The organism is Burkholderia sp. Bp9099, from assembly GCF_003857805.1.
Classification (GTDB): Bacteria; Pseudomonadota; Gammaproteobacteria; order Burkholderiales; family Burkholderiaceae; genus Burkholderia.
In genome coordinates this window covers 1-22,149 of record NZ_QTPU01000011.1, presented here as the reverse complement: position 1 = coordinate 22,149, position 22,149 = coordinate 1, and the positions used below count along the sequence as shown (strand labels likewise).

At 65.2% G+C, this 22,149-nt stretch carries 19 protein-coding genes and 1 pseudogene; 13 read left to right on the top strand and 7 right to left on the bottom strand.

From position 1 onward, the window contains the following. Positions 1 to 153: 153 nt before the first annotated feature. A pseudogene (locus DIE17_RS14175) lies at positions 154 to 375 on the bottom strand (ankyrin repeat domain-containing protein); the annotation flags it as partial. Here DIE17_RS14175 and DIE17_RS37430 point away from each other — a divergent pair. From DIE17_RS37430 to DIE17_RS14155, 5 genes are all read left to right on the top strand, one after another. Continuing rightward, complete coding sequence (locus DIE17_RS37430) at positions 354 to 506, top strand: hypothetical protein (protein WP_185733768.1); 153 nt, start codon at positions 354 to 356, stop codon at positions 504 to 506. The pseudogene DIE17_RS14175 and the gene DIE17_RS37430 overlap by 22 nt on opposite strands. A 413-nt stretch (positions 507 to 919) precedes the next feature. Beyond that, on the top strand, positions 920 to 2,509 hold the full coding sequence (mdlC, locus tag DIE17_RS14170; protein ID WP_124666834.1) for a benzoylformate decarboxylase: 1,590 nt from the start codon (positions 920 to 922) through the stop codon (positions 2,507 to 2,509). Between the two features lie 55 nt (positions 2,510 to 2,564). Then, entirely contained in the window at positions 2,565 to 4,016 is a 1,452-nt protein-coding gene (locus DIE17_RS14165) for an aldehyde dehydrogenase (RefSeq protein WP_124666835.1), read from the top strand. Positions 4,017 to 4,278: 262 nt separating this feature from the next. After that, positions 4,279 to 5,625: an MFS transporter gene (locus DIE17_RS14160; protein WP_124666836.1), complete on the top strand. Its 1,347-nt coding sequence runs from the start codon at positions 4,279 to 4,281 to the stop codon at positions 5,623 to 5,625. A 93-nt stretch (positions 5,626 to 5,718) separates the two neighbouring features. Further along, positions 5,719 to 6,891 carry an alpha-hydroxy-acid oxidizing protein gene (locus DIE17_RS14155; RefSeq protein WP_124666837.1) on the top strand — a complete coding sequence of 391 codons (1,173 nt, stop codon included), beginning with the start codon at positions 5,719 to 5,721 and terminating at the stop codon, positions 6,889 to 6,891. Positions 6,892 to 7,006: 115 nt separating this feature from the next. On the opposite strand, the gene DIE17_RS37425 is transcribed toward DIE17_RS14155, so the two are convergent. The 4 genes from DIE17_RS37425 to DIE17_RS14135 all read right to left on the bottom strand — a co-directional run bounded on the left by DIE17_RS37425 (position 7,007) and on the right by DIE17_RS14135 (position 10,913). Next, on the bottom strand, positions 7,007 to 7,201 hold the full coding sequence (locus DIE17_RS37425; RefSeq protein ID WP_185733767.1) for a hypothetical protein: 195 nt from the start codon (positions 7,199 to 7,201) through the stop codon (positions 7,007 to 7,009). A 37-nt stretch (positions 7,202 to 7,238) separates the two neighbouring features. Next, the gene (locus DIE17_RS14145) at positions 7,239 to 8,699 is read right to left on the bottom strand and encodes an MmgE/PrpD family protein (protein ID WP_124666839.1); all 1,461 of its coding nucleotides are present in this window, start codon (positions 8,697 to 8,699) and stop codon (positions 7,239 to 7,241) included. A 45-nt stretch (positions 8,700 to 8,744) separates the two neighbouring features. Continuing rightward, positions 8,745 to 9,827, bottom strand: coding sequence for a porin (locus DIE17_RS14140; protein WP_124666840.1), 1,083 nt, complete (start codon positions 9,825 to 9,827; stop codon positions 8,745 to 8,747). Between the two features lie 183 nt (positions 9,828 to 10,010). Beyond that, a complete protein-coding gene (locus DIE17_RS14135; RefSeq protein WP_124666841.1) occupies positions 10,011 to 10,913 on the bottom strand; it encodes a CoA ester lyase in 903 nt (300 codons plus the stop codon). Between the two features lie 228 nt (positions 10,914 to 11,141). Here DIE17_RS14135 and DIE17_RS14130 point away from each other — a divergent pair, with 228 nt between their 5' ends. From DIE17_RS14130 to DIE17_RS14110, 5 genes are all read left to right on the top strand, one after another. Beyond that, on the top strand, positions 11,142 to 11,906 hold the full coding sequence (locus tag DIE17_RS14130) for an IclR family transcriptional regulator (protein WP_185500287.1): 765 nt from the start codon (positions 11,142 to 11,144) through the stop codon (positions 11,904 to 11,906). Positions 11,907 to 11,979: 73 nt separating this feature from the next. Further along, positions 11,980 to 13,260, top strand: a complete 1,281-nt coding sequence (locus DIE17_RS14125; RefSeq protein ID WP_124484796.1) for a CaiB/BaiF CoA-transferase family protein — start codon at positions 11,980 to 11,982, stop codon at positions 13,258 to 13,260. 66 nt (positions 13,261 to 13,326) lie between these two features. Continuing rightward, the gene (locus tag DIE17_RS14120; RefSeq protein ID WP_124666842.1) at positions 13,327 to 14,346 is read left to right on the top strand and encodes a cyclase family protein; all 1,020 of its coding nucleotides are present in this window, start codon (positions 13,327 to 13,329) and stop codon (positions 14,344 to 14,346) included. 82 nt (positions 14,347 to 14,428) lie between these two features. After that, complete coding sequence (locus DIE17_RS14115; protein WP_124666843.1) at positions 14,429 to 15,916, top strand: MFS transporter; 1,488 nt, start codon at positions 14,429 to 14,431, stop codon at positions 15,914 to 15,916. Continuing rightward, positions 15,916 to 16,140 (top strand): hypothetical protein, encoded by a 225-nt coding sequence (locus DIE17_RS14110; protein ID WP_124666844.1) that lies wholly within the window; start codon positions 15,916 to 15,918, stop codon positions 16,138 to 16,140. The genes DIE17_RS14115 and DIE17_RS14110 overlap by 1 nt, the downstream gene beginning before the upstream one ends. 48 nt (positions 16,141 to 16,188) lie before the next feature. Here the strand turns inward: DIE17_RS14110 and DIE17_RS14105 are convergent, their stop codons facing one another. Continuing rightward, complete coding sequence (locus tag DIE17_RS14105; protein ID WP_124666845.1) at positions 16,189 to 17,007, bottom strand: response regulator transcription factor; 819 nt, start codon at positions 17,005 to 17,007, stop codon at positions 16,189 to 16,191. A gap of 178 nt (positions 17,008 to 17,185) precedes the next feature. Here DIE17_RS14105 and DIE17_RS14100 point away from each other — a divergent pair, with 178 nt between their 5' ends. The 3 genes from DIE17_RS14100 to DIE17_RS14090 all read left to right on the top strand — a co-directional run bounded on the left by DIE17_RS14100 (position 17,186) and on the right by DIE17_RS14090 (position 20,235). Then, a complete protein-coding gene (locus DIE17_RS14100; protein ID WP_124666846.1) occupies positions 17,186 to 18,031 on the top strand; it encodes a carbon-nitrogen hydrolase family protein in 846 nt (281 codons plus the stop codon). Positions 18,032 to 18,158: 127 nt separating this feature from the next. Then, positions 18,159 to 19,499, top strand: coding sequence for an APC family permease (locus DIE17_RS14095; protein ID WP_124666847.1), 1,341 nt, complete (start codon positions 18,159 to 18,161; stop codon positions 19,497 to 19,499). Positions 19,500 to 19,638: 139 nt separating this feature from the next. Continuing rightward, positions 19,639 to 20,235: a plasmid pRiA4b ORF-3 family protein gene (locus DIE17_RS14090; RefSeq protein WP_124484802.1), complete on the top strand. Its 597-nt coding sequence runs from the start codon at positions 19,639 to 19,641 to the stop codon at positions 20,233 to 20,235. Positions 20,236 to 20,476: 241 nt separating this feature from the next. Here DIE17_RS14090 and DIE17_RS14085 read toward each other — a convergent pair whose 3' ends face one another. Then, positions 20,477 to 21,967: an ISNCY family transposase gene (locus tag DIE17_RS14085; RefSeq protein WP_124921085.1), complete on the bottom strand. Its 1,491-nt coding sequence runs from the start codon at positions 21,965 to 21,967 to the stop codon at positions 20,477 to 20,479. Positions 21,968 to 22,149 lie beyond the last annotated feature (182 nt).

Here is a 22,149-nt window from a genome sequence, read left to right as displayed (position 1 = left end):
GGGCCGGCGGGAAGGGCGCGAGGCGCGACGATCAGCGGCATGACCGACGCGCCGGCAAGCCGGCTCCGGTGTTAAGGCCGGAACGTGTGCCTTCGTGACCTTGTGCCGCATGACGATCGACAGGCAGTCAACCTCGAGGGCAAGCTCGAGCGGTCACGGCCTCGCTCGCAACGTCACATCGGCATTCGGCGTCGCGCCCACCTTTTCGAGCGCCGCAACCGCGGCGTCGTTGCCTTGCAGGATGGCGTTCTGCAGTGCGGTGCGGCCGAGCGCATCGACGTGATCCGGGTTCGCGCCACGGCCGACGAGCACCGGCAGCATGTCGAGGCGGCCGAACAGCGCGGCGAACGACAATGCCGTTTCGCCGGCGGGATTTCTTCGCAGGGCTGATGCAGGGCCTCGACATGACGACCTGGGTGCAGTTGCCGGACGGCAACCTGCAGGTGCGGTTCAACAGCGGCGTGATCCAGTATCGGCAGGGCACCGGCGCCTGGACCGACGCGTAGGCGGCCCGCCCGGGTGAAGCCGGCGCGGGACACGCGAGCGTGCGCCGGCGCAGTTGTCATCGCCGCGTCGATCAGCGTCACGCTGCCGCTTGTTTCAGCCGCGACGGCCGCTCGGCGGTTGAAAGGGGCTAAATGAATCGAACAAGGTCCCGAGTTGTCCGGTACTAGGTGTCTTCCCTGAACGGGATCGCCATGGCCGCTCACCGCGGCCGCCGCAGAGCCGGCGATGACGGCGTACGGCCTTGACCCGCAAGGCTTCCGGGCGGAATGGACGCATCCGGCAGCCCGATTGACCCATGCCAGAAAGTAATGACTTTGAGCAATTTTGGCAATTTTCAAACAATGCATCGAATCCCATACTGCGGCTCATCCAATCACCGCCAGCCTGAGTGGCGAACCGCAGAGGACTCGAGATGCAACGAAACACAAGTGGGCAGCCGACCGTTCGCGATGCCGTCGTGGACTTGATGCGGCGCCTCGGAATGACGTCGGTGTTTGCCAATCCCGGCTCGACCGAGCTGCCCATGTTCCGCGACTTCCCGGAGGACTTCCGGTACGTGCTGGGATTGCAGGAAGCCGTCGTCGTCGGTATGGCGGATGGATATGCCCAGGCCAGCGGCAATGCCGCTCTGGTCAATCTGCATTCGGCGGCCGGTGTCGGCAACGCGATGGGCAACATATTCACGGCTTTCAGGAACCGGACGCCGCTGATCATTACTGCCGGCCAGCAGGCCCGTTCAATTCTGCCGTTCGATCCGTTTCTGTCGGCATCGCAAGCAACCGAGTTGCCGCGGCCCTATGTGAAGTGGAGCATCGAACCGGCTCGTGCCGCGGATGTTCCGCTTGCGCTCGCCCGTGCTTACCACGTGGCGATGCAGGAGCCGCGTGGCCCGGTGTTCGTTTCCATTCCGGTCGACGACTGGGATCAGCCGGCCGACCTCGTCGAGGCGACACGGGTCAGCACCCGGTTCCGCCCCGATCCGGCATCGATCGCGGAGATCGGTGACGCGCTGGACAACTGCAAACGGCCGGCCATCGTCGTCGGCGCGGAACTCGATCGTGCCGACGCCTGGAGCGAGGCCATCCAGCTCGCCGAGCGCCACAATGCGCGGGTTTATGTCGCGCCGATGTCGTCACGCTGCAGCTTCCCTGAAGATCACCGACTTTTCGCCGGATTCCTTCCGGCGATGCGCGAAAAAATCGTTCGGATTCTGGATGGGCATGACTTGATCTTCGTCATCGGGGCGCCGGCTTTTGCGTATCACGTCGAAGGCAGTGGGCCGCATGTGCCTGATGGCGCGGCGTTGTACCAATTGATCGACGATCCGGCTACCGCGGCGTGGACCCCGGTCGGCACGTCGGTGGTGGCGAACGTTCGCCTGGGGCTGTCGGACCTGCTCGCCCGTCCGGCGCCGCGTGGCCGGCCGTTGCCGGCACCTCGCGAGGTCGTCGAGCGAGCCGAGCCCACGGCGGTCATGTCGGTCGCGTATGCGTTGCAGACGCTCTCCGAGGTGCGCGACGCAGCGGATATCGTGGTCGAGGAGGCGCCAAGTTCGCGGCCCGTCATGCAGCGTTATCTGCCGTTCACGCGCAGTCAGACGTTTTACACGATGGCAAGCGGCGGTCTGGGCTACGGCATGCCCGCCGCGGTGGGCGTGGCGTTGGGCAAACCCGGCAGCCGCGTGATCGGCCTCATCGGTGACGGCTCGACGATGTATTCGCCCCAAGCGATCTATAGCGCGGTCCAACTCGATCTCCCGATCACCTTTGTCATCCTGAATAACGCCCGCTACGCCGCCTTGCAGGAATTTGCGCCCGTCTTTGGCTTCTCCGCGTCGGATCCGGTACAGGGCACCGACCTCGCGGGGCTGGATTTCGTTTCTCTGGCCAACAGCATGGGTTGCGAAGGGGTGCGAGTGAGCGACGCGCCGTCGCTGAAGTCCGCGCTGGAAGACGCTTTGTCTTCGGGCAAAACGCGCCTTGTAGAAATTGTCGTGGCCTGACCGCGCGTCGTTGGTTCGACAGGCTGGCTTTTCAAACATATTCCAGGAGACGGCTATGAATCAGGTATCGATGTTGATCAACGGCGAGCGCACGATGGCTCGCGATGGGGCGACATTCGAGCGCCGCAATCCGCTCGATGGCACGGTTGCATCGACCGCACCCGCCGCGACCGTCGCCGATGCACAGGCCGCGGTGCACGCTGCCGCCGCCGCTTTTCCCGCTTGGTCGGCGATGGGACCCGGCGAGCGACGCGCATTGCTGAATCGAGCCGCAGATGCGCTCGAAGAAAAGCGCGACGCTTTCGCGCTGGCAATGGCAACCGAAACGGGCGCGTCCCGCCTGTGGGCCGATTTCAACGTCAAGCTTGCGGCCGACGGATTGCGCGAAGCTGCTGCGATGATCACGCAGATTTCGGGCGAAGTGATTCCGTCGGACGTGCCCGGCAATCTCGCGCTCGGGGTTCGGCAGGCCGCCGGCGTCGTGCTCGGGATCGCACCGTGGAACGCGCCCGTCATCCTCGGCGTGCGTGCCATCGCGTTGCCGCTGGCTTGCGGCAATACCGTCGTGCTCAAGGGTTCGGAAATTTGCCCCGCGACCCACGGCCTCATCATCGAGGCGTTGCAGGACGCCGGGCTGCCGCGCGGCGTCGTGAACTTCGTCACGAATGCGCCGGCGAATGCCGGCGCCATTGTCGAAGCGCTCATTGCCGAGCCCGCGGTCAGACGGGTGAACTTCACGGGCTCGACCCGCGTCGGCCGCATCATCGCCACCCAGTGCGCGAAGTTTCTGAAGCCCTCGGTACTCGAGCTCGGCGGAAAGGCTCCGTTTCTTGTTCTTCACGATGCCGATATCGACGCTGCGGTTCAAGGCGCGGCATTCGGGGCGTTCGCAAATTCCGGTCAGATCTGCATGTCCACCGAACGCATCGTCGTCGACACGAACATCGCCGACGAATTCGTCGCGCGCCTGGCCGAAAAGGCGAAGAGCCTGCCGCTTGGCGATCCGAGAAAGGGCCCGGCCGTACTCGGCTCCGTTGTAGACATGGCGACCGTCAGGAAGTGCAACGACCTGATCGACGACGCGCTGGCGAAAGGTGCGACGTTGGTCTGCGGAGGAAAATCCGAGACCACGCTCATGCCGGCCACGCTGCTCGATCACGTCACGGCCGACATGCGTATCTACCGGGAGGAGTCGTTCGGGCCGGTCAAGGCGATCGTCCGCGTCGAGGGAGACGAAGCGGCCATCGCATGCGCGAACGACAACGAATATGGTCTGTCGGCGGCAGTCTTCAGCCGTGACGTCGCGCGTGCGTTGACGGTAGCGAAGCGTATCGAGTCCGGGCTTTGCCACGTCAATGGGCCGACGGTTCACGACGAGGCGCAAATGCCGTTTGGCGGGATGAAGTCCAGTGGTTTCGGGCACTTCGGCGGCAAGGCGGGAATCGCGGAATTTACCGATTTGCGCTGGATCACCGTGCAAACGACGGCTCGTCACTATCCGTTCTGATGGTTGCCACGGTCGGGGCGCGTCTTGTTCGCGACGGACGAGACGCGCCGCTGGATCGTGGGCGCGAACAAAACAACAACCCTGTACCGGTGAGTAGCCTTCGCTCCTGTAACGACGAGCGATCGGCTTAAGGAGACTGCAATGCCTATTGTCAATTTTGAGTGGTCGCTCGATCGCACCCAGTTGGAGTCGGGCCATCACGTCGGAACACGGATTACCCAGGCCGGCGATTCAGGCTTCACTGCTCTGGTCGGGGGGCGAAATGAACGATCGTAATCCCGGTCTGCCGATCGTAGACATAGGCCGCACCCTTGATGACGGACCGTTCTCGGCGTTTCAGCGAATGGTCGTCTTTCTCGCCGCGTTCGCGATCGTGATGGATGGCTTCGATGGGCAACTCATCGGGTTCGCGATTCCCAGCTTGATCAAGGAATGGGGCATTACGCGCAACGCATTTGCGCCCGCCGTTGCTGCCGGCCTCGTAGGCATGGGTATCGGTAGCGCGTTCGCCGGCCTTTTCGCGGACAGGTTCGGTCGGCGCTGGGCCATTATTGGAAGCGTGCTGGTATTTGGCCTGGCGACGAGTTCGATTGCGCTATCGCCTGACGTCATGACCATTGCAATCCTGCGCTTCTTCGCGGGACTGGGTATCGGTGGTGCGCTGCCAAGCGCGACGACCATGACGGCGGAATTTACGCCGGCTCGCCGGCGGACGCTCGCAGTCACCGCAACCATCGTGTGCGTACCGCTGGGGGGCATGCTTGCGGGACTGTTCGCGAGCGTCGTGCTTCCTCACTATGGCTGGCGGGGACTTTTTCTCATCGGCGGCACGCTTCCCGTGGCACTGGCGTTCCTGCTGTATCTCGCCATGCCGGAATCGCCCCGTTATCTTGTCCGCCATGACGAACGCTGGAACGAACTGCGTCACCTGCTGACCCGCATGTCCCGCTCGATTCAGCCGGACGCCGTGTTCGCCGATCAGAAGGAACAGAAAGCGATACCGCGTCCGGGCTTTCGTGCTCTGTTCGCGGACGATCAAGGCCGTGACACGATTGCAATCTGGATCGCTTTCTTCATGAACCTGATCGCGGTCTACAGCGCATTCAGCTGGCTGCCGACGATGCTTGCAGGCGAGGGGCTCAGCCCTTCGGTGGCAGGTTCGGGCCTGACCGCCTACAACCTGGGGGGCGTCATCGGCGCACTGGGCTGCGCAGTGGCAATCGGCCGGTTCGGGTCACGCTGGCCTTTGCTCGTGTGCTGCCTGATGGCATCCGCGAGCGCGCTTTTCCTGCGCGGTATCGACGTCTCTGCCCACACGACGTTGCTTGTGTTCGGAATTGGTTTGCACGGCCTCTTCGTGAATGCAGTTCAGTCGACGATGTATGCCCTTTGCGCCTACGTCTACCCGACCGAGATACGCGCGACCGGGACCGCATCCGCGCTTGCATTCGGGCGGCTCGGAGCGATTCTCAGCGCGTTCGCCGGGGCATTCGTGATCACGCAGGGGGGAGCGTCCGCGTACCTGGGCATGCTTGGTGGGGCGATGTCGATGGTCTTTATCTGCCTGATGATCGTGCGTCGTCATGTTCCGCCCGTCAATCGCGCCTGACCTCAGGCTCCAGCTTGACAGAGGCGCGCGAATCCGGACTCCAGCGCGCCTCGTGTTCTTCGCATCACGATCTACTCCGACAGTACGTCAATCATGACAACAGGATTTCCCGGCATTTTCTCCGTCAGCGACTATCGTGACGAAGCCAGACGGCGGCTGCCACGAATGGTGTTCGACTACCTGGAAGGCGCGGCGGACGATGAATCGGGACTGAGGCACAACCGTTCGGCGTTCGATAAATTGCAGTTGTTGCCGCGCCGGCTGTCGGATGTCAGCATACGAGAGCAGTCGGTGGAACTTTTAGGCCAGCGGATTCCATCACCGCTGGTGATCGCACCAACGGGTCTCAATAGCGCATTCTGGCCCAAGGGCGACCTCGCACTTGCGCGTGCGGCGGCCAAGGCCGGTATTCCCTTTGCGCTATCGACGGCTTCCAACATGTCCATCGAAGAGGTGGCAAAAGGAGCCGACGGAGAACTGTGGTTTCAACTGTATGTGGTTCATCGCAACCTCGCGAAGAGCCTGGTCAATCGTGCCCGCGCGGCTCGCTATTCGACCTTGATCCTCACCACCGATGTAGCGGTCAACGGTTTTCGCCAACGCGATCTTCGCAACGGCTTTGCCATGCCGTTCAAGGCAAGTGCGCGCGCGGCCGTCGATGGACTGTCGCACCCGCGTTGGCTTTGGTCCTATCTGATGCACGGCATGCCGGAGTTGAGAAATTTCGCTACGGACGAGGCATCGGACACGGCCTCCCAGGCAGCGATTCTTCGCAGACAGATGGATGCGAGCTTCAGTTGGGACGACCTGCGCCGTTTGCGGGACGAATGGCCTGGCAAACTCCTAGTCAAGGGCATCGTGACGGCCGACGATGCCGCGCGGTGCGTCGAACTCGGCGCGGACGGCGTGATCGTTTCGAACCACGGCGGCCGGCAGCTCGCCGACCTGCCCGCGACAGCCGATGTGCTGCCGGATATTGTCGAGCGCACCTCGGGAACGACTGTCATTCTCGACAGTGGGATACGGACAGGAGCTGACGTCGTCAAGGCGATCGCCTTGGGGGCACATGCCGTGATGCTCGGGCGCGCCACGTTATACGGGTTGGCAGCCAGAGGGGAAATCGGCGTGAGCGACGTCATCGAGATGATCAAACGGGAAACAGACCGGACGCTCGCCCTCATCGGTTGCCGCTCGGTCGGGGAGCTCGATCGCAGCTACATTTCGAAGCGAACGACAATACCAATTGATGGGTTGTCGTTGCCTTGATGGGTCGATCGGAATCAGTATTAAGTTTCTGCATTTCGACGACGCCGGCACGCGACGTCGCCGCGCGGCCGCGCCTGACCCTGCCCGCGGCCGATGCCGAATGCTGTCCGAACGTCTACAGGTACCGGTCGAGTGTCTTCAGGATGCCCGTCTCGAAGGTTTCCGTCGGCTTCCATCTAAGCGGAAACAGCTCGAAGCCGGCACGCAGCGCGCTCGCGCCGCGCGTCTGCTGCAGGTAAAGGCTCGGCAGGACGCGCACGCGTGGCTGCGCGGTCGCATCGTCGAGGTCGCGCAAGCGCTCGAGCGGCATGGCGTCGCGGCGGAGGCTTAGGGTTCGGTCACGCGGCTCAGCCTACGACGAGCAGCGGCGGCAGCGTCGCGACGTCGGGCTGCTCGTCGAGCCGCCACAGGTAATCGAGCGCCGCGCGGATCTGCGTCGGGCTCCAGTGCCGCCGGCAGTTCTTCGCGAACTTCGCCTCGTAGTCGTCGCGCCGCATCGGCCGCGTCGGCGAGCCGGGCAGCTCGTCCACCTGCTTCGCGCAGGTCGTGCCGTCTTCGCACACGGCCGTCACCCGGTTCGGCGCCTGCGCCGGATAGCGGGCGGTCAGCGCCGGGTCCTCCTGCACCGTGACCCGCTCGATCAGCGCGCGCAGCGCCGGATCGTGCAGCGCGTCGTGCCGGTAGCTCTCGGTCGTGATGTCACCGTCGAGCATCGCGCGCGCGACGATGTACGGCAGGCTGTGATCGGCGGTCTCGTGGGTCGACGGCGCCCATTTTTCGCGGTCGCGGCCGGCGGTCACGTAGCCGACCGCGGTGGTGTGGATCTCGATGCGTCGGATGCGGCGCAGGTCGCCGACCTGCGCTGCGACGTCGAGCGCGGCCGGAATCGCGGTTTGGGTGAGTCCTTGCGCGGGATAGAACTTCACGAAGCACTTGCCGATCCGGAACGCGCCGTCGCGCCCGCCGAATTCGCGCGTGTCGACGGCGAACGGCCCGGACACCTGCGGAAAGAACCCCGCCATGCCTTCGAAGATCGGCGCGGGGCCGGTCAGCCCCGCGCGCGCGAGCTGCGTCGAGAACACCGCGTTGCGCGCCGCGTCCGCATCGGCGAGCGCCTTCCAGTTCGACAGCTGCTGGACGCGCGTCTGGTTCAGCGCGAGATGGCTGTTGATCGACAGGTTGACCGCCTGCACCAGTTGCGGCGCGGGCATGCGCATCAGCTTGCCGGCGGCGAGCGCGACGGCGGGCAGGCTGTAGCACGTGTGGTCCCAGCCGCGCGGGCTGATCGCGGCGGCATCCATCAGCCGGCACGCGATCTCGTACGCGATCGCGATCGACAGGATCAGGTCGTGGCCGCTCGCATGCTGCGCTTCGGCGACGGCGAGGCACGCGGACATGTTGTCGCTCGGATGGCCGGTTTCCTTGCCGGCGTACGCGTCGTTGAAATCGTAGTAGCGCAGCGCGGTGCCGGTCGCGAACGCGGCGAGATCGGGGCTCGTGCGTCGGTTCGTGCCGACGATCGTCGACACGCCGTCCGGCGACGCGAGCGCCGCGTCGCGCGCGATCCGCACCGGGCGTTCGTCGTGCGCGGCGATCGCGCAGCCGAGCGCGTCGATCAGATGCGCCTTGATCGTCTCGATCGTCGCGGCGTCGAGGTCGCGATACTGCAGCCCGGCCGCGTAGTCGGCGAGCTGTTGCGCGAGATCGGGGCGGCCGGCGGCCGCCGGCAGCGAGACGGCGCGGGCACGGGCGAGTGGTAGCGCGAGCGCGGCGCCGGTCAGCGTGGAAAGAAAGTGGCGGCGGTTCATGGTTTGAAGACTCCGAAGGTTCCTGAAAGGGCGAGAGAGGCAGGCTCAGAACAGCTTGCGCAGGCCGAGCGCCACGCCCGCGCTGCCGGCGCGGTCGGCGGCCAGCGTGTAGTGGAGGAAGTTGTAGTTGTAGTTGTCGAAATCGAGCGCGGCGCGGCGCGCGTAGCCGCCCGCGAGGTACAGCGTGACGGATTTCGACAGCAAGTAGTTCAGCTGCAGCGTGACCTGCTGCGGGTTGGCCGGGTGCGGTGCGCTCGCCTGCGCGTCCGGCGGATTCTGCGCACGGATGTCCTCGTAATAGAACGCGCCGAGCGCCTGCAGGTAAGGGGTGATCATGTAGCGCACGCCCGCCCACCAGAACGTGTAGTTCGTCACGACCGACCGCGTGGCGACGCCGCTCTGTCCGTGCGTGACGCCGGCCAGCAGCTGCGCGCGGTCGACGGACACGATCGCGGCGGCGGCGTAGCGGCGGAAATGCGCGAAGCCGCCAGGCTGCGGCGTGTTGACGTTGTCGAATGCGGCGGCGAACGAGAATGCGGCGCCGGCATAATCGAAGCCGGCGCCGTAGGCGGCATTCGCCTGGAACGCGCCGGGCGTGCCGCCGAACGAATAGTGCGTTTCGAGCGTCAGCGAGCCGATCTTCGCCAGGTACTTGGCGACGTTGTTCTCGCGGAAGTTGACGCCGACGATCGCGCCGGCCGGCTCGTACAGCGTCGAGTACGCGCCCGTCGGAGAATAGCGCTCCATGACGTCGAACAGCGTCGAATACTGGTGGCCGAGCCGCAGCGTGCCCCAGCGCTCGTGCTGCAGCCCGATCCACGCGGAGCGGTCGAAGCCGCCCGCGCCGGTGCCGGTACCGTTGTTCAGGTTGATGCCGCTTTCGAGCCGGAATGCGGCCTGCCAGCTGCCGCCGAGATCCTCGACGCCCTTCAGGCCCCAGCGCGAGCCGCTCTTGCCGCCCGACGCCATCCGCACGAGCGATGCCGACGACTTGTCGCCGGGCGCGGCCTGGTGGGTGAGGAATTCCGTATAGACGTCGGCCACGCCGTACAGCGTGATCGTGGTTTGCGCGCAGGCGCCGGCCGATACGAGGCCCAGTCCGCACAATGCGGACATTCGCTTGCCCATGGCTAGTCTCCTTCGAGGGTTTGTTGTTTGTTTGATTGCGGCGCCGCGCTGGTCGAGCGGCGCGGCGGTGCTGCGGGCGGCGCTATCCGGGCCGGGCAGCGAACCGGCTGCGTCGCGGCGGGACGCACGCGCGACGTGCGCATGTGCCGGGGTGAAGCACGGCGATGCAGGGCGGCGCGTGCATCACCGGGGCGCGCCGTCGTCACGCGCCTGCACGGCCGCGTGACGCGCGAGCACGCGCTTCGCGCGGGCGACGCCGGGCGCGTCGACCATCCTGCCGTCGACGCGCAGCGCGCCGCGCCCGTTCGCGCGCGCGTCGTCGTAGGCGGCCAGCACCGCATTCGCGTCGCGCACCGCGTCTTCGTCGGGACGGAACGCGCGGTTGAGCGCGCCGACCTGCAGCGGATGGACGCAGGTCGCGCCCGCATAGCCGAGCTCCGCGGACGCGCGCGCGACGCGCTCGAACGCGTCGAGATCGCGTAGCTCGTCGAGGCCGCCGATGAGGCCGAGCGGCAGGACGCCGGCGGCGCGCGCGGCGATGATCAGCAGTTGCTTCGGCACGCGCAGCACGTCGGCGCTCGCGGCGCTTTCGCAGTTCAGCGCGAAGTCGCCGCCGCCCAGCATCATCGCGACGACGCGCGGCGATGCCTGCGCGATCCGGTCCATCGCCTGGAACGCGCGCGGCGTTTCGACGATCGCGACGATCCGCGTGCGGCCCGGCGGCGCGCCGCTTTCCTCTTCGAGCGCGGCCAGCAGTTCGTCGATCGCCTCGACGTGCGAGCCGCCGCGCACCTTCGGCAGCACGACGCCGTCCACGCCGGCCCGGACGGCCGCGCGCAGGTCTGGCACCAGCAGGTCGAGCGGGCCGTTGGCGCGCACCAGCACGTCGCGGCCCGGCGCGCGCAACGCCGGCACGGCATCGGCCAGCCCGTCGCGGGCGGCCTCCTTGCATGCTGGCGGGACGCTGTCCTCGAGATCGAGGATCAGGGCATCGGCGTCGCTCGCGGCAGCCGAAGCGACGAAACGGGGGACGTGGGCGGGGACGTACAGCAGCGAGCGCCAGACCGGTTGAGACGAGAATTCCATCGATGATCCACGAAAATGAAAGCCGCTTTCATTTTTGTGGCGGATGATGGCATTCGTCAAGATTATCGTTAACGCCTAGTTTTCAAGGGGATTTTCGGAAATTACGAGCGAGTGAATCTGTGTTGATTCATGTTGCTGTCGTCGACGATCTGCGTATAATGAAAGCAACTTTCATTTTTAGATGCCGGCCGCAGCAGCACGACTCGGCCGGCATCGCACGAGGTGGACATGAGCAAGATGGAGACAAGCAATCCCGCAGAGGGCGGCGTGGCCGCGGTCAACCGCGCGCTGACCGCGCTGCTGGCGTTCGGCAACGCGCCCGGCGGGCTGATGCTCGCGCAGGTCAGCGAGGAAACGGGGCTCAACATGAGCACGCTGTTGCGGATGTTCGAGTCGCTCGAGCAGTTCCGCTTCATCAAGCGCCTGCCGGATGGGCGCTACGTGCTGGGGCCCGCCGTGTTCCAGCTCGGGATGATGTATCGCGAGTCGTTTCAGCTGCGCGAGTACGTGATGCCGATCCTGTCGACGCTGTCGGCGGAAACCGGTGAGACGGCCGCGTTCTACGTGCGCGAAGGGGATCAGCGTGTGTGCCTGTTCCGCATCCAGGCGCAGCGCTCGGTGCGCACGCACCTGCGCGAAGGCGACCGCTTTCCGCTCGACGTCGGCGCGGCCGGGCGCGTGCTGCTCGCGTTCAGCGGCACGCGCGGCGGCGACTACGAGAAGACGGCCGAGCAGGGCTACGCGGTGTCGATCGCCGAGCGCGACCCGGAAAGCGCGGCGATCGCGTGCCCGGCGTTCGGCGTCGGACGCGTGCTGAGCGGCGCGATCTCGCTCGGCGTGCCGCGCTATCGCTTCAACAAGAAGGTGCTGGCCGACTACCTGCCGCGCGTGCAGGCGGCCGCCGCCGAGCTGACGCGTGCGCTGGGCGGCGATCTGCCCGCCGCGGGCGCGGCGTTTCGCGCAGCCGACCAGCTCGGCGCGCTGCTCGAGTAGCGCCGGCGCGCGGCCGAGCGCGCGCACTTCGAAGTCCGCATCGAACGACTCACCCACCAACCAGGAGACCAGCATGTTCGTTCCCGACCCGCAGGCCGCTCACGCGGCCGGCGCGCGCCGTCGCGCGTCCACCGGCCCGATCCATCCGAAACCGTTCGACGCCGGCGCGCGGGGGCCGCTCGCGGGCGTGCGCGTCGTCGATCTGTCGCGCCTGATGGCGGGCAACATGCTGAGCGTGCAGCTCGCCGATTTCGGGGCGGATGTCGTCAAGGTCGAGAGCGAGCGCGGCGATACGCTGCGCGCGGTCGGCGCGGGCGGGATCAGCACGAACTGGAAGGTGTACGGACGCAACAAGCGCAGCGTGTGCGTCGACCTGCGCGCGCCCGAGGGGATCGACATCGTCCGCCGGCTGGTGCGCGACGCGGACGTGTTCGTCGAGAGCTTCAAGCCCGGCGTCGCCGAAAAGATGGGGCTCGGCCCGGACGACCTGCTCGCGATCCGTCCCGAGCTGGTGATCGCGCGGATCTCCGGCTGGGGGCAGACGGGGCCGTACCGCCACAAGCCGGGCTTCGGCACGCTCGCGGAAGGGTATGCGGGGTTCGCGGCGATCAACGGCTTCGCCGATCGCGAGCCGGTGTTGCCGCCGATGTTCCTCGGCGACATGACGGCCGGGTTGTCCGGCGCGATCGCCGTGCTGGTCGCGCTGCATGCGCGCGCCGCGCACGGCGCGGCGGGGCAGGTGATCGACGTGTCGCTGTTCGAGCCGCTGCTGTCGATCCTCGGGCCGGCTGCAGCGAACTACGTGATGACCGGCGAGATCAAGGCGCGCACCGGCAGCCGCTCGTCGAACACCGCGCCGCGCAACGCGTATCGCACGCGCGACGGCAAGTGGCTGTGCCTGTCGAGCTCGACGCAGGCGATGGCCGAGCGGCTGTTCCGCGCGATCGGCCGAGCGGACCTGATCGACGATCCGCGCTACGCGACCAACGTGCAGCGCGTGCAGCACGCGGAGGCGCTCGATGCGATCGTCGGCGAATTCATCGCCGTGCGCGATCTCGATGCCAATCTCGCGTTCTTCGAGGAAGCAGGCGTGACGGTCGGGCCGATCCAGGACATCGCGCAGATCGTTCAGGATCACTACGTGATCGAGCGCGAGGCCCTCGTCGAGCTGCCGGACGACGACGTCGGCAGCCTGCCGATGCACAACATCACGCCGCGCCTGTCGGCCACGCCCGGCGCGTTCCGCCGGCCTGCACCAGCACTCGGCGAGAACAATCGCGAGATCCTGCTGCCGCTGCTCGGCGAACGCGAATACGAGCGGCTCGCCGGGCTGGGCGTGATCCGCACGCGCTAGGCGCGCCGTGCGAGGCGGCCGCGAACGACGGCCGCCGCACCCTGGACATTGCATGGAGGAGACACCATGAAGCCACGCTGGACCCATCGGCCGCCCGGCTCGAACTGGGGGGATTTCGGCCCTGACGATCAGAAAGGGCGCTTGAACTGGCTGACGCCCGACGCGGTGCTGCGCGGCGTCGCGGAGGTGCGTGAAGGCCGCGTGTTCTCGCTGAGCCTGCCGCTCGACGTGCCGCGCGGCGGCGGACTGAACGCGCGGCGCCGGCCGCCGGCGATCATGCCGGCGCTGCACGGCGACAAGCCGTACTTCGGCTATCGGGCGGACGAACAGGTTGCCAACGCAACCGATGTGGTTTGCGACGATTCGTTCTGCATGCACTCGCAGTTCTCGACGCAGTGGGATGCACTGTCGCACGTCGGCTCGCTGTTCGATCCGGCGGGCAACGGCGAGCGCGCCCGCGTGTTCTACAACGGCTACCGGATGGACGAGCACATCCGGGTGCCCGAAGCGGGTGCGCCGCGCGGCGGTGCGCGCGCGCTCGGCATCGAGGTGATGGCGCAAACCGGCGTGCAGGGGCGCGGCGTGATGGTCGACCTGCGCCGCCACTTCGGCGACGAGCGGCGCAAGATCGGCTACGCGGAATGGATGTCGGTACTGCGCGCGGACGATGTGGTCGTCGAGCGCGGCGACATCGTATGCGTGCATACGGGCTTCGCCGATCGCCTGATCGAAGCCGACGCGCTCGGCGAGCCCGCCGCGCCGGACGTGTGCTGCGTGCTCGACGGCAACGATCCGCGCCTGCTCGAATGGATCGACGCATCGGGGCTCGCCGCGCTCGCGGCGGACAACCATGCGGTCGAGGAGCGCCCGCGCCATGCGTCGGCGCGCGAGCGGCCCGGCGCGCTGATGCCGCTGCACGAGCTGTGCCTGTTCAAGCTCGGCATTCATCTCGGCGAGCTGTGGCATCTGACGCCGCTCGCCGACTGGCTGCGCGCGCATCGGCGCAACCGCTTCCTGCTGACCGCGCCGCCGCTGCACCTGCGCGGGCTCGTCGGGTCGCCGGTCAATCCGGTCGCCACCGTATGAACGCCGGCGCCGCGCGCACCCGCGCCGGCGCCCTGTCCGCCGCTTCGCGCAGACCGCGCGGGCGGATCACCGAGGAATCGCCATGTCCCATTCCCATGCGGCGTCGATCGCCGCGCGCATCGACCGCCTGCCCGCGACGGCCAGCATCTGGACGCTCGTGATGTTCCTGAGCGTCGGCGGTTTTTTCGAGATCTACGACCTGTTCCAGATGACCTACCTGCCGCCCGGGCTGATCCGCGACGGCATCTTTCACGCGGGCTCGCACGGCGTGCTCGGCATGTCGGACCAGGGCGCACTCGGCGCGGCGACGTTCGCCGGGCTGTTTGTCGGCGAGATGTTCGTGTCGCGCCTCGCGGACCGCATCGGACGGCGCGCGCTGTTCACCGGTGCGCTGCTGCTCTACACGGCGGCAAGCCTTGCGATGTGCGTGCAGACGCATGCGCTCGGCATTCTCGTATGCCGCTTCGTCGCGGGCTGCGGCATCGGCGCGGAGCTGATCACGATCGGCGCGTTCCTGACCGAGCTGGTGCCGAAAGCAGTGCGCGGGCGTGCGTTCGCGCTGTGCTTCGCGATCGGCTATCTCGCGATGCCGGTGCTCGCGCTGGTGTCGTGGCTATGGGTGCCGCGCGATCCGCTCGGGGTGTCCGGGTGGCGCTGGGTCGTGCTGCTCGGCGGCAGCGGCGCGGTCGTCGTCTGGTGGCTGCAGTCGCGGCTGCCGGAGTCGCCGCGCTGGCTTGCCAGCACCGGCCGCGAGGCCGACGCCGAAGCCGTGCTCCAGCGGCTCGAGCAGGCGGTCGAGCGGGAATCCGGCCGGCCGCTGCCTGCGGTCCGGATGCCGGCTGTCGCAACGCCGGCCGCGCGGCGCGCGCCGTCGATGTGGGATGCGCGGCATCGCGGCCGCACGGCGATGCTGATCGTATTCAACGCATTCCTGAGCATCGGCTTCTTCGGCTTCAGCCAGTGGCTGCCGACGCTGCTGGCCGCGCAGGGCGCGAGCGTCACGAAGAGCCTCTGGTATGCGTTCGTGATCGCGTTCGCGTATCCGGTGTCGCCGTTCGTTGCCGGCGTGCTCGCTGACCGCATCGAGCGCAAGTGGCTGATCGTCGCGTCGGCGTTCGGCGTCGCGCTGTTCGGCACCGCGTTCGCGATGTCGGCGCAGGCACCATTCGTGATCGCGTTCGGCCTGCTCGTCACGCTGTCCAACACGGTGCTCGCGAGCAACGGCACCGCGTACCAGTCGGAAGTGTTTCCGACCGAGATCCGCGGGCGCGCGCTCGGCTTCGTGCATTCGATCGGCCGCCTGACCGGAATCGCGAGCAGCTTCATCGTCGCGCTGCTGCTCGAGCGCGCCGGGGTGTCCGCAGTGTTCGTGCTGATCGGCGGCAGCATGCTGATCGTGATGGTGTCGATCGGTGTGTTCGGGCCGTACACCAACAACCGGGCGCTGGATGAGATCACCGGCCGCAGCGACGATGGCGCCGAGAACGCGGCGGCGGTGCGCGGGCTCGCCGCATTGCCGACTCGGCGTGTCGATGGGCGGCATAAAGGAGCCGGGGATGGGGCGGTGTAATGGCACCGGCAGCAACGGGGCAAGGCGCGGATTCGAACGGTTTCAAGACGGCAGACACCGTCGGCGTAGTCGATCGAGCGGCGCCGCGTCGTGACAGGATTGCCCGGTTCAAAAATGCATGGCAAGGCAATGCCATTTATCCCGGGAGCCGGAATTCGCGTCCATCACGAATCTCCGGCATCAATCTGGATGCACGTGATTCCATGCTCACCGGCGAAACCTGAAGCGGCAGCGCGCCTGCCGGTATTCGTGCCGTGACACCGAGACGCGAATCACGCAGATTCGCCGGATCTGCCCCGATCGTAGAACATCGCGAACAATTCGGATTGCGATCCGACACCAAGCTTCGCGTAAATGTGCTTCTTGTGCGCACGCACGGTCTCGAACGAAATCGACAGCTTTTCCCCGATCGCGCGAGACGAAAATCCGCTCAATGACAGCATCGCGACTTCGATTTCGCGCGTGGTCAACGCGCCGCGCCCGCTCTTTCCGGTCAGCATCCCGAAGCGCGCCTGCGGGTCGGGCGCTTCGCCTTCGGTCACGCGCGGCGCATCCTTGATCGCGAACGTCTCGAAGCGCAAGCGCTGCTGCATCAACGACAGGACCCAGGGCGTGTACAGCGTGAGCAACGCAATCTCGCGATCGTCGTACTTGCTCATCTTGCCGAGCGAAAAGCCCAATGTGTGATCGCGATCGATCATGACGTTGAAATGCACTTCGTCGCCGACGATGTTTTTCCTGAAGTACCGCTGGTAGTACTCGGTCATCCGGAAATTGTCCGGCGCGACGTCGGCGAGCGTGTAGAAGCCCGACGCCTGCGTTTCGAACGCGGCGAGATAGAACGGATCGAGTTGATAGAGAGCGGCCAGATAGTCCTGAAACATCAGGTCGACCTTGCCGTCGGGCATGGCCTGCTCGCCAAGCACGAGAGGCGGCGCGGCGCGTGCGAAACGCAGCGCGACCCAGTTGTCGAACTCGAGATGCCGCTCGAGCACACGCGTGAGGCGTGCCCAGAAATGCGGGCCATCGAGGGCGTCGATGGCCGAGCCAATCTCCCGATGAAAAGCGAGATCTCGCCATTCGAAGTCCATCGTGTGCTCCGGTGAGGGTAACCCTGGCGGGGAATTTCAGGTCAAAAATAATAACCCGATAATCGGCCTCACTTCGACAGGCAGGGGTACACGGCCTGTTTCGCTCGACCGCGCGTCGTATCAGAAGGGCAGGGCAGACGACGCGCCGATGAAAGGCTATTGGAAGGAGACGGTTTTCATGCAGGTAGAACTCGCGCAACTCTCGCTGATCGACGGCGACGTCGCGCACAACACGCGCAAGGTGATCGACACGATCGGGCGCGTCGACGTGGCAGGCGGCACGAAACTGATCGTGTTCCCCGAGACGACGTTGTCGGGCTTTCCGACCCGGGACAATGTCGCCGAAGTCGCACAGACGCTCGATGGCCCCGGATTATCCGCGGTACGCGACGCGGCACGACAAAAGGGCGTCGCTGTCGCCGTGGGCCTCGCCGAGCGCGACGGCAACCGGTTTTACAACACCACGGTACTTGTCGACGAGCAGGGCGACATTGTGCTGCGCTATCGCAAGACGCATCTGTGGGCATCGGATGTCGGTGTCTTCACGCCGGGTGACCGCTTCGCGACGTGCATCTGGAACGGCCTGACGGTCGGTCTGCTGATCTGCTACGACATCGAATTTCCCGAAACGGCGCGAGCCGTCGGCGCGCTCGATGCCGATCTGCTGATCGTCACGAACGGCAACATGGACCCGTTCGGCCCGGTGCATCGCCGCGCGATCGCGGCACGCGCGATGGAAAACCAGATGTTCGCGGTGATGGTGAACCGTTGCGGGGCCGGCGACGACAATCTGACGTTCGCAGGCCTTTCCGCGCTCGTCGATCCGTTCGGCGAAACCGCGCTGGAACTGGGCAGGGACGAGGCGGTCGTGCTGGCGAACCTCGATCTCACGCGTCTCGAAGCGAGCCGCGAACACTACAACTACCTGCACGACACACGTGTGGCGCTTGATCTCGCGCCGCTCGAGCAGTCGGACGGCCATCGCGCATTCATGATCGAAGCGCGTTGTCAGCGCGGCGAATAATCCGGTTTCGCAGTCCGTTCACGGCATCGCGCGGGCGTCATGCGTCGCCCGGGCGTGCCCGTTCAATCGAAATGTCGGCCGAAGGCACACAGGCATTCGCATCGGCCCCGAAGGTCCAGGAGATAACATGCAAGCGTCGTCATCCCATGAATCGCCGAGCCTGAAGCGCACGCTCGGCCTGCCGTCCGTGCTGCTGTTCGGCCTCGCCTATATGGCGCCGCTGATCGTCTACGGTACCTACGGCGTGCTCGCCAAGGCCAGCGACGACACGGCCGCGCTCGCCTATCTGCTTGCGCTGATCGCCATCGCGTTCACCGCGCTCAGCTACGGCAAGCTCGCCAGGCTCTATCCGACTGCAGGTTCTGCCTATACGTACACGCGCAAGACGTTCAACCCGCACCTCGGCTTCATGATCGGCTGGGCGACGCTGCTCGACTATTTCTTCCTGCCGATGGTGATCTGGTTGATCGGCGCTGCATATCTGAACGCCGCCTTTCCACATGTGCCGACCTGGATCTGGATCGTCGCGTTCATCGTATTGACGAGCGGCTTGAACATCGTCGGTATCGAACTGGCTGCGCGCTTCAATATCGTGCTGATGATCGTGCAGCTCGCGATCGTCGTGATGTTCGTGGCGCTGTGCTGGCACTACGCGTCAGCCGCGGCCGGGCCGGGCGGCATCGCGATGGCGGAGCCGTTCTTCAAGCCGCACGTGCCGTTCGGCGTGACGATGGCGGGCGCCGCGATCGCTGCGTATTCGTACCTCGGCTTCGACGCGGTGTCGACGCTGACCGAGGAAACGATCGAGCCGAAAAAGAACATGCCGCGTGCGATCTTGCTGATTGCGCTGATCGGTGGGGCGATCTTCGTGATAGCGGCATACACGATGCAGCTCGCGCACCCGGGCGTCGAATTCAAGGACACGGATTCAGCCGCGTTCGAGGTCGCGAAGATGATCGGCGGCGATGTGTTCGTCACCGTATTCCTCGCGGGTCTGATCCTCGCCCAATTCGCGTCGGGGATTTCCGCGCAAGCGAGCGTCGGCCGACTCCTCTATGCGATGGGGCGCGACGAAATCCTGCCGAAACGCGTATTCGGATTCATTCACCCGCGCTTCAAGACACCGGCGATCAACATCGCGCTGGCGGGCGTGGTCGGCCTGATCGCGCTGAAGCTGGACGTCGCCACGTCGACGTCGTTCATCAACTTCGGCGCGTTCCTTGCCTTTACGGCCGTCAATCTGTGCGTGATTCGCCTGTATCTGTCGGGCAATCATGGCGAACGCCGGATCGGGGTGTTCGGCGGGCTCGTGTTCCCGGTGATCGGCGCGGTGTCCGATATCTGGCTGCTCGTGAGTCTCGAGAAGGCGGCACTGGTCCTCGGCATCGCGTGGTTCGTGCTCGGGCTGGTATATCTGTGCTGGATTACGCGGCTGTTTCGTCAGGCGCCGCCGGAAGTGCCGATTTGATCGAGGTGAGGCGGGCTGCAGTGCGGTTGCTATGCGCGGATGCTTCGCGTCCCTTCCAGCGTCGGCGATCCTACAGTGCTTGCTTCAGGTGACCATTGCGAGGCAATAATAGTGCAGGTTCGCGTTCTGAGGAGATCGAATGCCGAAATCGTTCCCGCGCTTCACCCTCAAAGTGGCGCTTCAGCACATCGATCCGCCCGTCTGGCGTCAGATCGAAGTCGAAGGAACTGAATCGCTGCGCAAGCTGCATCACATTCTGCAAGCAGCTTTCGGATGGGAAGACACGCATCTTCACGACTTCCTGATCGATGGCATGACCTACGCCATGTTCGAGATCGATGATGTGGTGGACTTTGCTGACTCGGGCACGACTGCAGATGACCGAAAGGTTCGTCTGCAGGCGGTCCTGAAGCCAGGTTCGCGCTTCGTTTACCGATACGACTTCGGGGACGGCTGGAATCACAGCGTCGTCGTCGAGAAGATGGAAACGATCGAGGGCCAACCTTGGGGAGAAGCCCAAGTCATTGGCGGCGCCCGTGCTTGTCCGCCGGAGGACGTTGGCGGTCCATCCGGCTATGAGGCGTTCCTGAATACGCTATCCAACGATCCGGACAGTGAAAAGGCAGAGCGTTACCGAAACTGGATCGGGTCCGGCTTCGACGCGGAATTGTTCGATTTGCGCGCTGCCAATGCAGCGCTGTTGCGCATGGCTTCCAACCGTTGGGGCAATCGGTAACTCAAACTGCGTCAAGACTCTGGACGGCATGAAGACGAGCTGATGGACTTCATGACTCTAACGAGACCGCAGTATGCCGATAGAACCTTAGTGTTGAGCTGAAGCGGCTGATCTTCGGCGCGGGACGCAACACCGCCAAATGCACCAGTGTCGTAGCCATTTCAAGATGTCGGGGCACCAGCCAGATAGAAATGTCCGGTTTTAAGGTTGGTTGGCTGCGTCTCTTTCCTCGTTTTGAGCGTTACGCAGTGTCGAAGGTCGGCGCCTGAACGGGCAGGGCGCTCACGTTCGTTTCTCCAGCTTTTGCAGACCGACGGCTAGGTTTGTTTGGCGGCTTTGCGGTTTGCCGACGGTGCGCCAGATCCACGATCACATGCTCGATGTCGGCCTGCGTGATCTCGCGTTGCTTCTTCTTGCCCGGTTCAGCCTCGTTTCGATTGGTTCGCGTCGCGTCACCACGATGCGTTCGAGATGGGGCTTTACCGATTCGACTGTTATCGCGTTGCGCCTGGATCGTCTGCGCAACCTGGAGCACGTGACTCAGGCGCTTGTGTTCGACAACAGCAGCTTGATCGATCTCGGCCAGCCGGTCGTACTGTCTACAGGGCAACATGCGACCCTCTGTTCGGAGTTCGATGCGCCCGTCCGGGTACTCCCATACCTCGATCGTTCGACCGATCAGCTTCCGATTCTCCGGCGTATCGTCCAGCAAATACATCACTCGGTCGTACTGCACCGTGAGCGATTTCGTCACTTTCCGCGGCTCGCGCCACGTCATCACCAAGTCGAGATTCTCGTCGGCGCGCAGCGATCGGTGTGCATTGAAGTCGCTCTTCGGCGGCTTTGCGAAGCGTGTGTTGTAGGCGGCCATGAAGGAGGGCGCGTAAGCGTTGGCGTCGGCCACCGTGTTGATCCCACGCAGCCGCATCTCCTTGACCAAGCGATCCTGCAACGTCAGATGTGCTCGCTCGACTCGCCCCTTGGCCGGACTGCTGTTTGCGCAAAACGTATCGATGTTCAGCTCGTACATCGCGCGGCCAAAGTGCGTTACCCGATTACCAGTCTTGCCCGGCGTCGAATTGCGGAACACGCTGTACTTGTCGCTATAGAACGCCCCCGGTTTGCCATGGCACTCGATATACGCTCGCGTCGCCTCGAAGTAGCTGAAGGTCGATTCGGTCTGCGTGAAGTGCAGCATCATCAACCGGCTCGTCGCATCGTCGACGTATACCAGCAGCGTGCAGGCCGGCGCCCGTTCCTCGAACCACCGATGATCGCTGCCGTCGATCTGGATCAGTTCACCGAGGCAAGAGCGCCGCGCTCGCGGCTGGTAGACCTTCGGCGGACGCTGTCGGCGCGGAATCCACAAGCCAGCGTCCGTCATCAGCTTCCTGACCGTTTCCTTGGCTAGCCGAATGCCGTGACACTCCCAGAGCTTCTCGCAGGCCAGCGTCGGCCCGAAATCGGCATAGCGATCGCGGATGATCGACAGAGCCCGGTCGGCGGCCCATGGGTCCAGGCGACGGTTGCCGGGACCGCCACGCTTACGCGAAGCTAGTCCAGCTGCGCCGGATTCCCGATAGCGGATCACCAGGCGTTCGATCTGCCGCACTGTCAGCCCCAGCCGTTCGGCTGCACGGCCGGGCTTCAAGCCCATATCCACCACAGCCTGGATCACCTTCAGACGGTCGAGTTCTCGCATGTTCAATGTCACCAATGCTGTTCGGTGCATCGCCGGCTCCATGATCTGACGGGGGCCGACAAGCTTACCGAGGTCCAAACGCGACATTTCTAAATGGCTGGAACACGACATTTCTAAAAAGCTACTACACACCAGTGTCGTAGCCATTTCAAGATGTCGTGGCGCCAGCTAAATAGAAATGTCCGGTTTTGAGGTTGGGGTTAGGGTTGGTT

Excerpts from the sequence above, each read along its gene's own strand:
- DIE17_RS37430 (WP_185733768.1), top strand. The coding sequence starts at position 354 with ATGCCGTTTCGCCGGCGGGATTTCTTCGCAGGGCTGATGCAGGGCCTC.
- mdlC (WP_124666834.1), top strand. The coding sequence starts at position 920 with ATGCAACGAAACACAAGTGGGCAGCCGACCGTTCGCGATGCCGTCGTG.
- DIE17_RS14165 (WP_124666835.1), top strand. The coding sequence starts at position 2,565 with ATGAATCAGGTATCGATGTTGATCAACGGCGAGCGCACGATGGCTCGC.
- DIE17_RS14160 (WP_124666836.1), top strand. The coding sequence starts at position 4,279 with ATGAACGATCGTAATCCCGGTCTGCCGATCGTAGACATAGGCCGCACC.
- DIE17_RS14155 (WP_124666837.1), top strand. The coding sequence starts at position 5,719 with ATGACAACAGGATTTCCCGGCATTTTCTCCGTCAGCGACTATCGTGAC.
- DIE17_RS37425 (WP_185733767.1), bottom strand. The coding sequence starts at position 7,201 with ATGCCGCTCGAGCGCTTGCGCGACCTCGACGATGCGACCGCGCAGCCA.
- DIE17_RS14145 (WP_124666839.1), bottom strand. The coding sequence starts at position 8,699 with ATGAACCGCCGCCACTTTCTTTCCACGCTGACCGGCGCCGCGCTCGCG.
- DIE17_RS14140 (WP_124666840.1), bottom strand. The coding sequence starts at position 9,827 with ATGGGCAAGCGAATGTCCGCATTGTGCGGACTGGGCCTCGTATCGGCC.
- DIE17_RS14135 (WP_124666841.1), bottom strand. The coding sequence starts at position 10,913 with ATGGAATTCTCGTCTCAACCGGTCTGGCGCTCGCTGCTGTACGTCCCC.
- DIE17_RS14130 (WP_185500287.1), top strand. The coding sequence starts at position 11,142 with ATGAGCAAGATGGAGACAAGCAATCCCGCAGAGGGCGGCGTGGCCGCG.
- DIE17_RS14125 (WP_124484796.1), top strand. The coding sequence starts at position 11,980 with ATGTTCGTTCCCGACCCGCAGGCCGCTCACGCGGCCGGCGCGCGCCGT.
- DIE17_RS14120 (WP_124666842.1), top strand. The coding sequence starts at position 13,327 with ATGAAGCCACGCTGGACCCATCGGCCGCCCGGCTCGAACTGGGGGGAT.
- DIE17_RS14115 (WP_124666843.1), top strand. The coding sequence starts at position 14,429 with ATGTCCCATTCCCATGCGGCGTCGATCGCCGCGCGCATCGACCGCCTG.
- DIE17_RS14110 (WP_124666844.1), top strand. The coding sequence starts at position 15,916 with ATGGCACCGGCAGCAACGGGGCAAGGCGCGGATTCGAACGGTTTCAAG.
- DIE17_RS14105 (WP_124666845.1), bottom strand. The coding sequence starts at position 17,007 with ATGGACTTCGAATGGCGAGATCTCGCTTTTCATCGGGAGATTGGCTCG.
- DIE17_RS14100 (WP_124666846.1), top strand. The coding sequence starts at position 17,186 with ATGCAGGTAGAACTCGCGCAACTCTCGCTGATCGACGGCGACGTCGCG.
- DIE17_RS14095 (WP_124666847.1), top strand. The coding sequence starts at position 18,159 with ATGCAAGCGTCGTCATCCCATGAATCGCCGAGCCTGAAGCGCACGCTC.
- DIE17_RS14090 (WP_124484802.1), top strand. The coding sequence starts at position 19,639 with ATGCCGAAATCGTTCCCGCGCTTCACCCTCAAAGTGGCGCTTCAGCAC.
- DIE17_RS14085 (WP_124921085.1), bottom strand. The coding sequence starts at position 21,967 with ATGCACCGAACAGCATTGGTGACATTGAACATGCGAGAACTCGACCGT.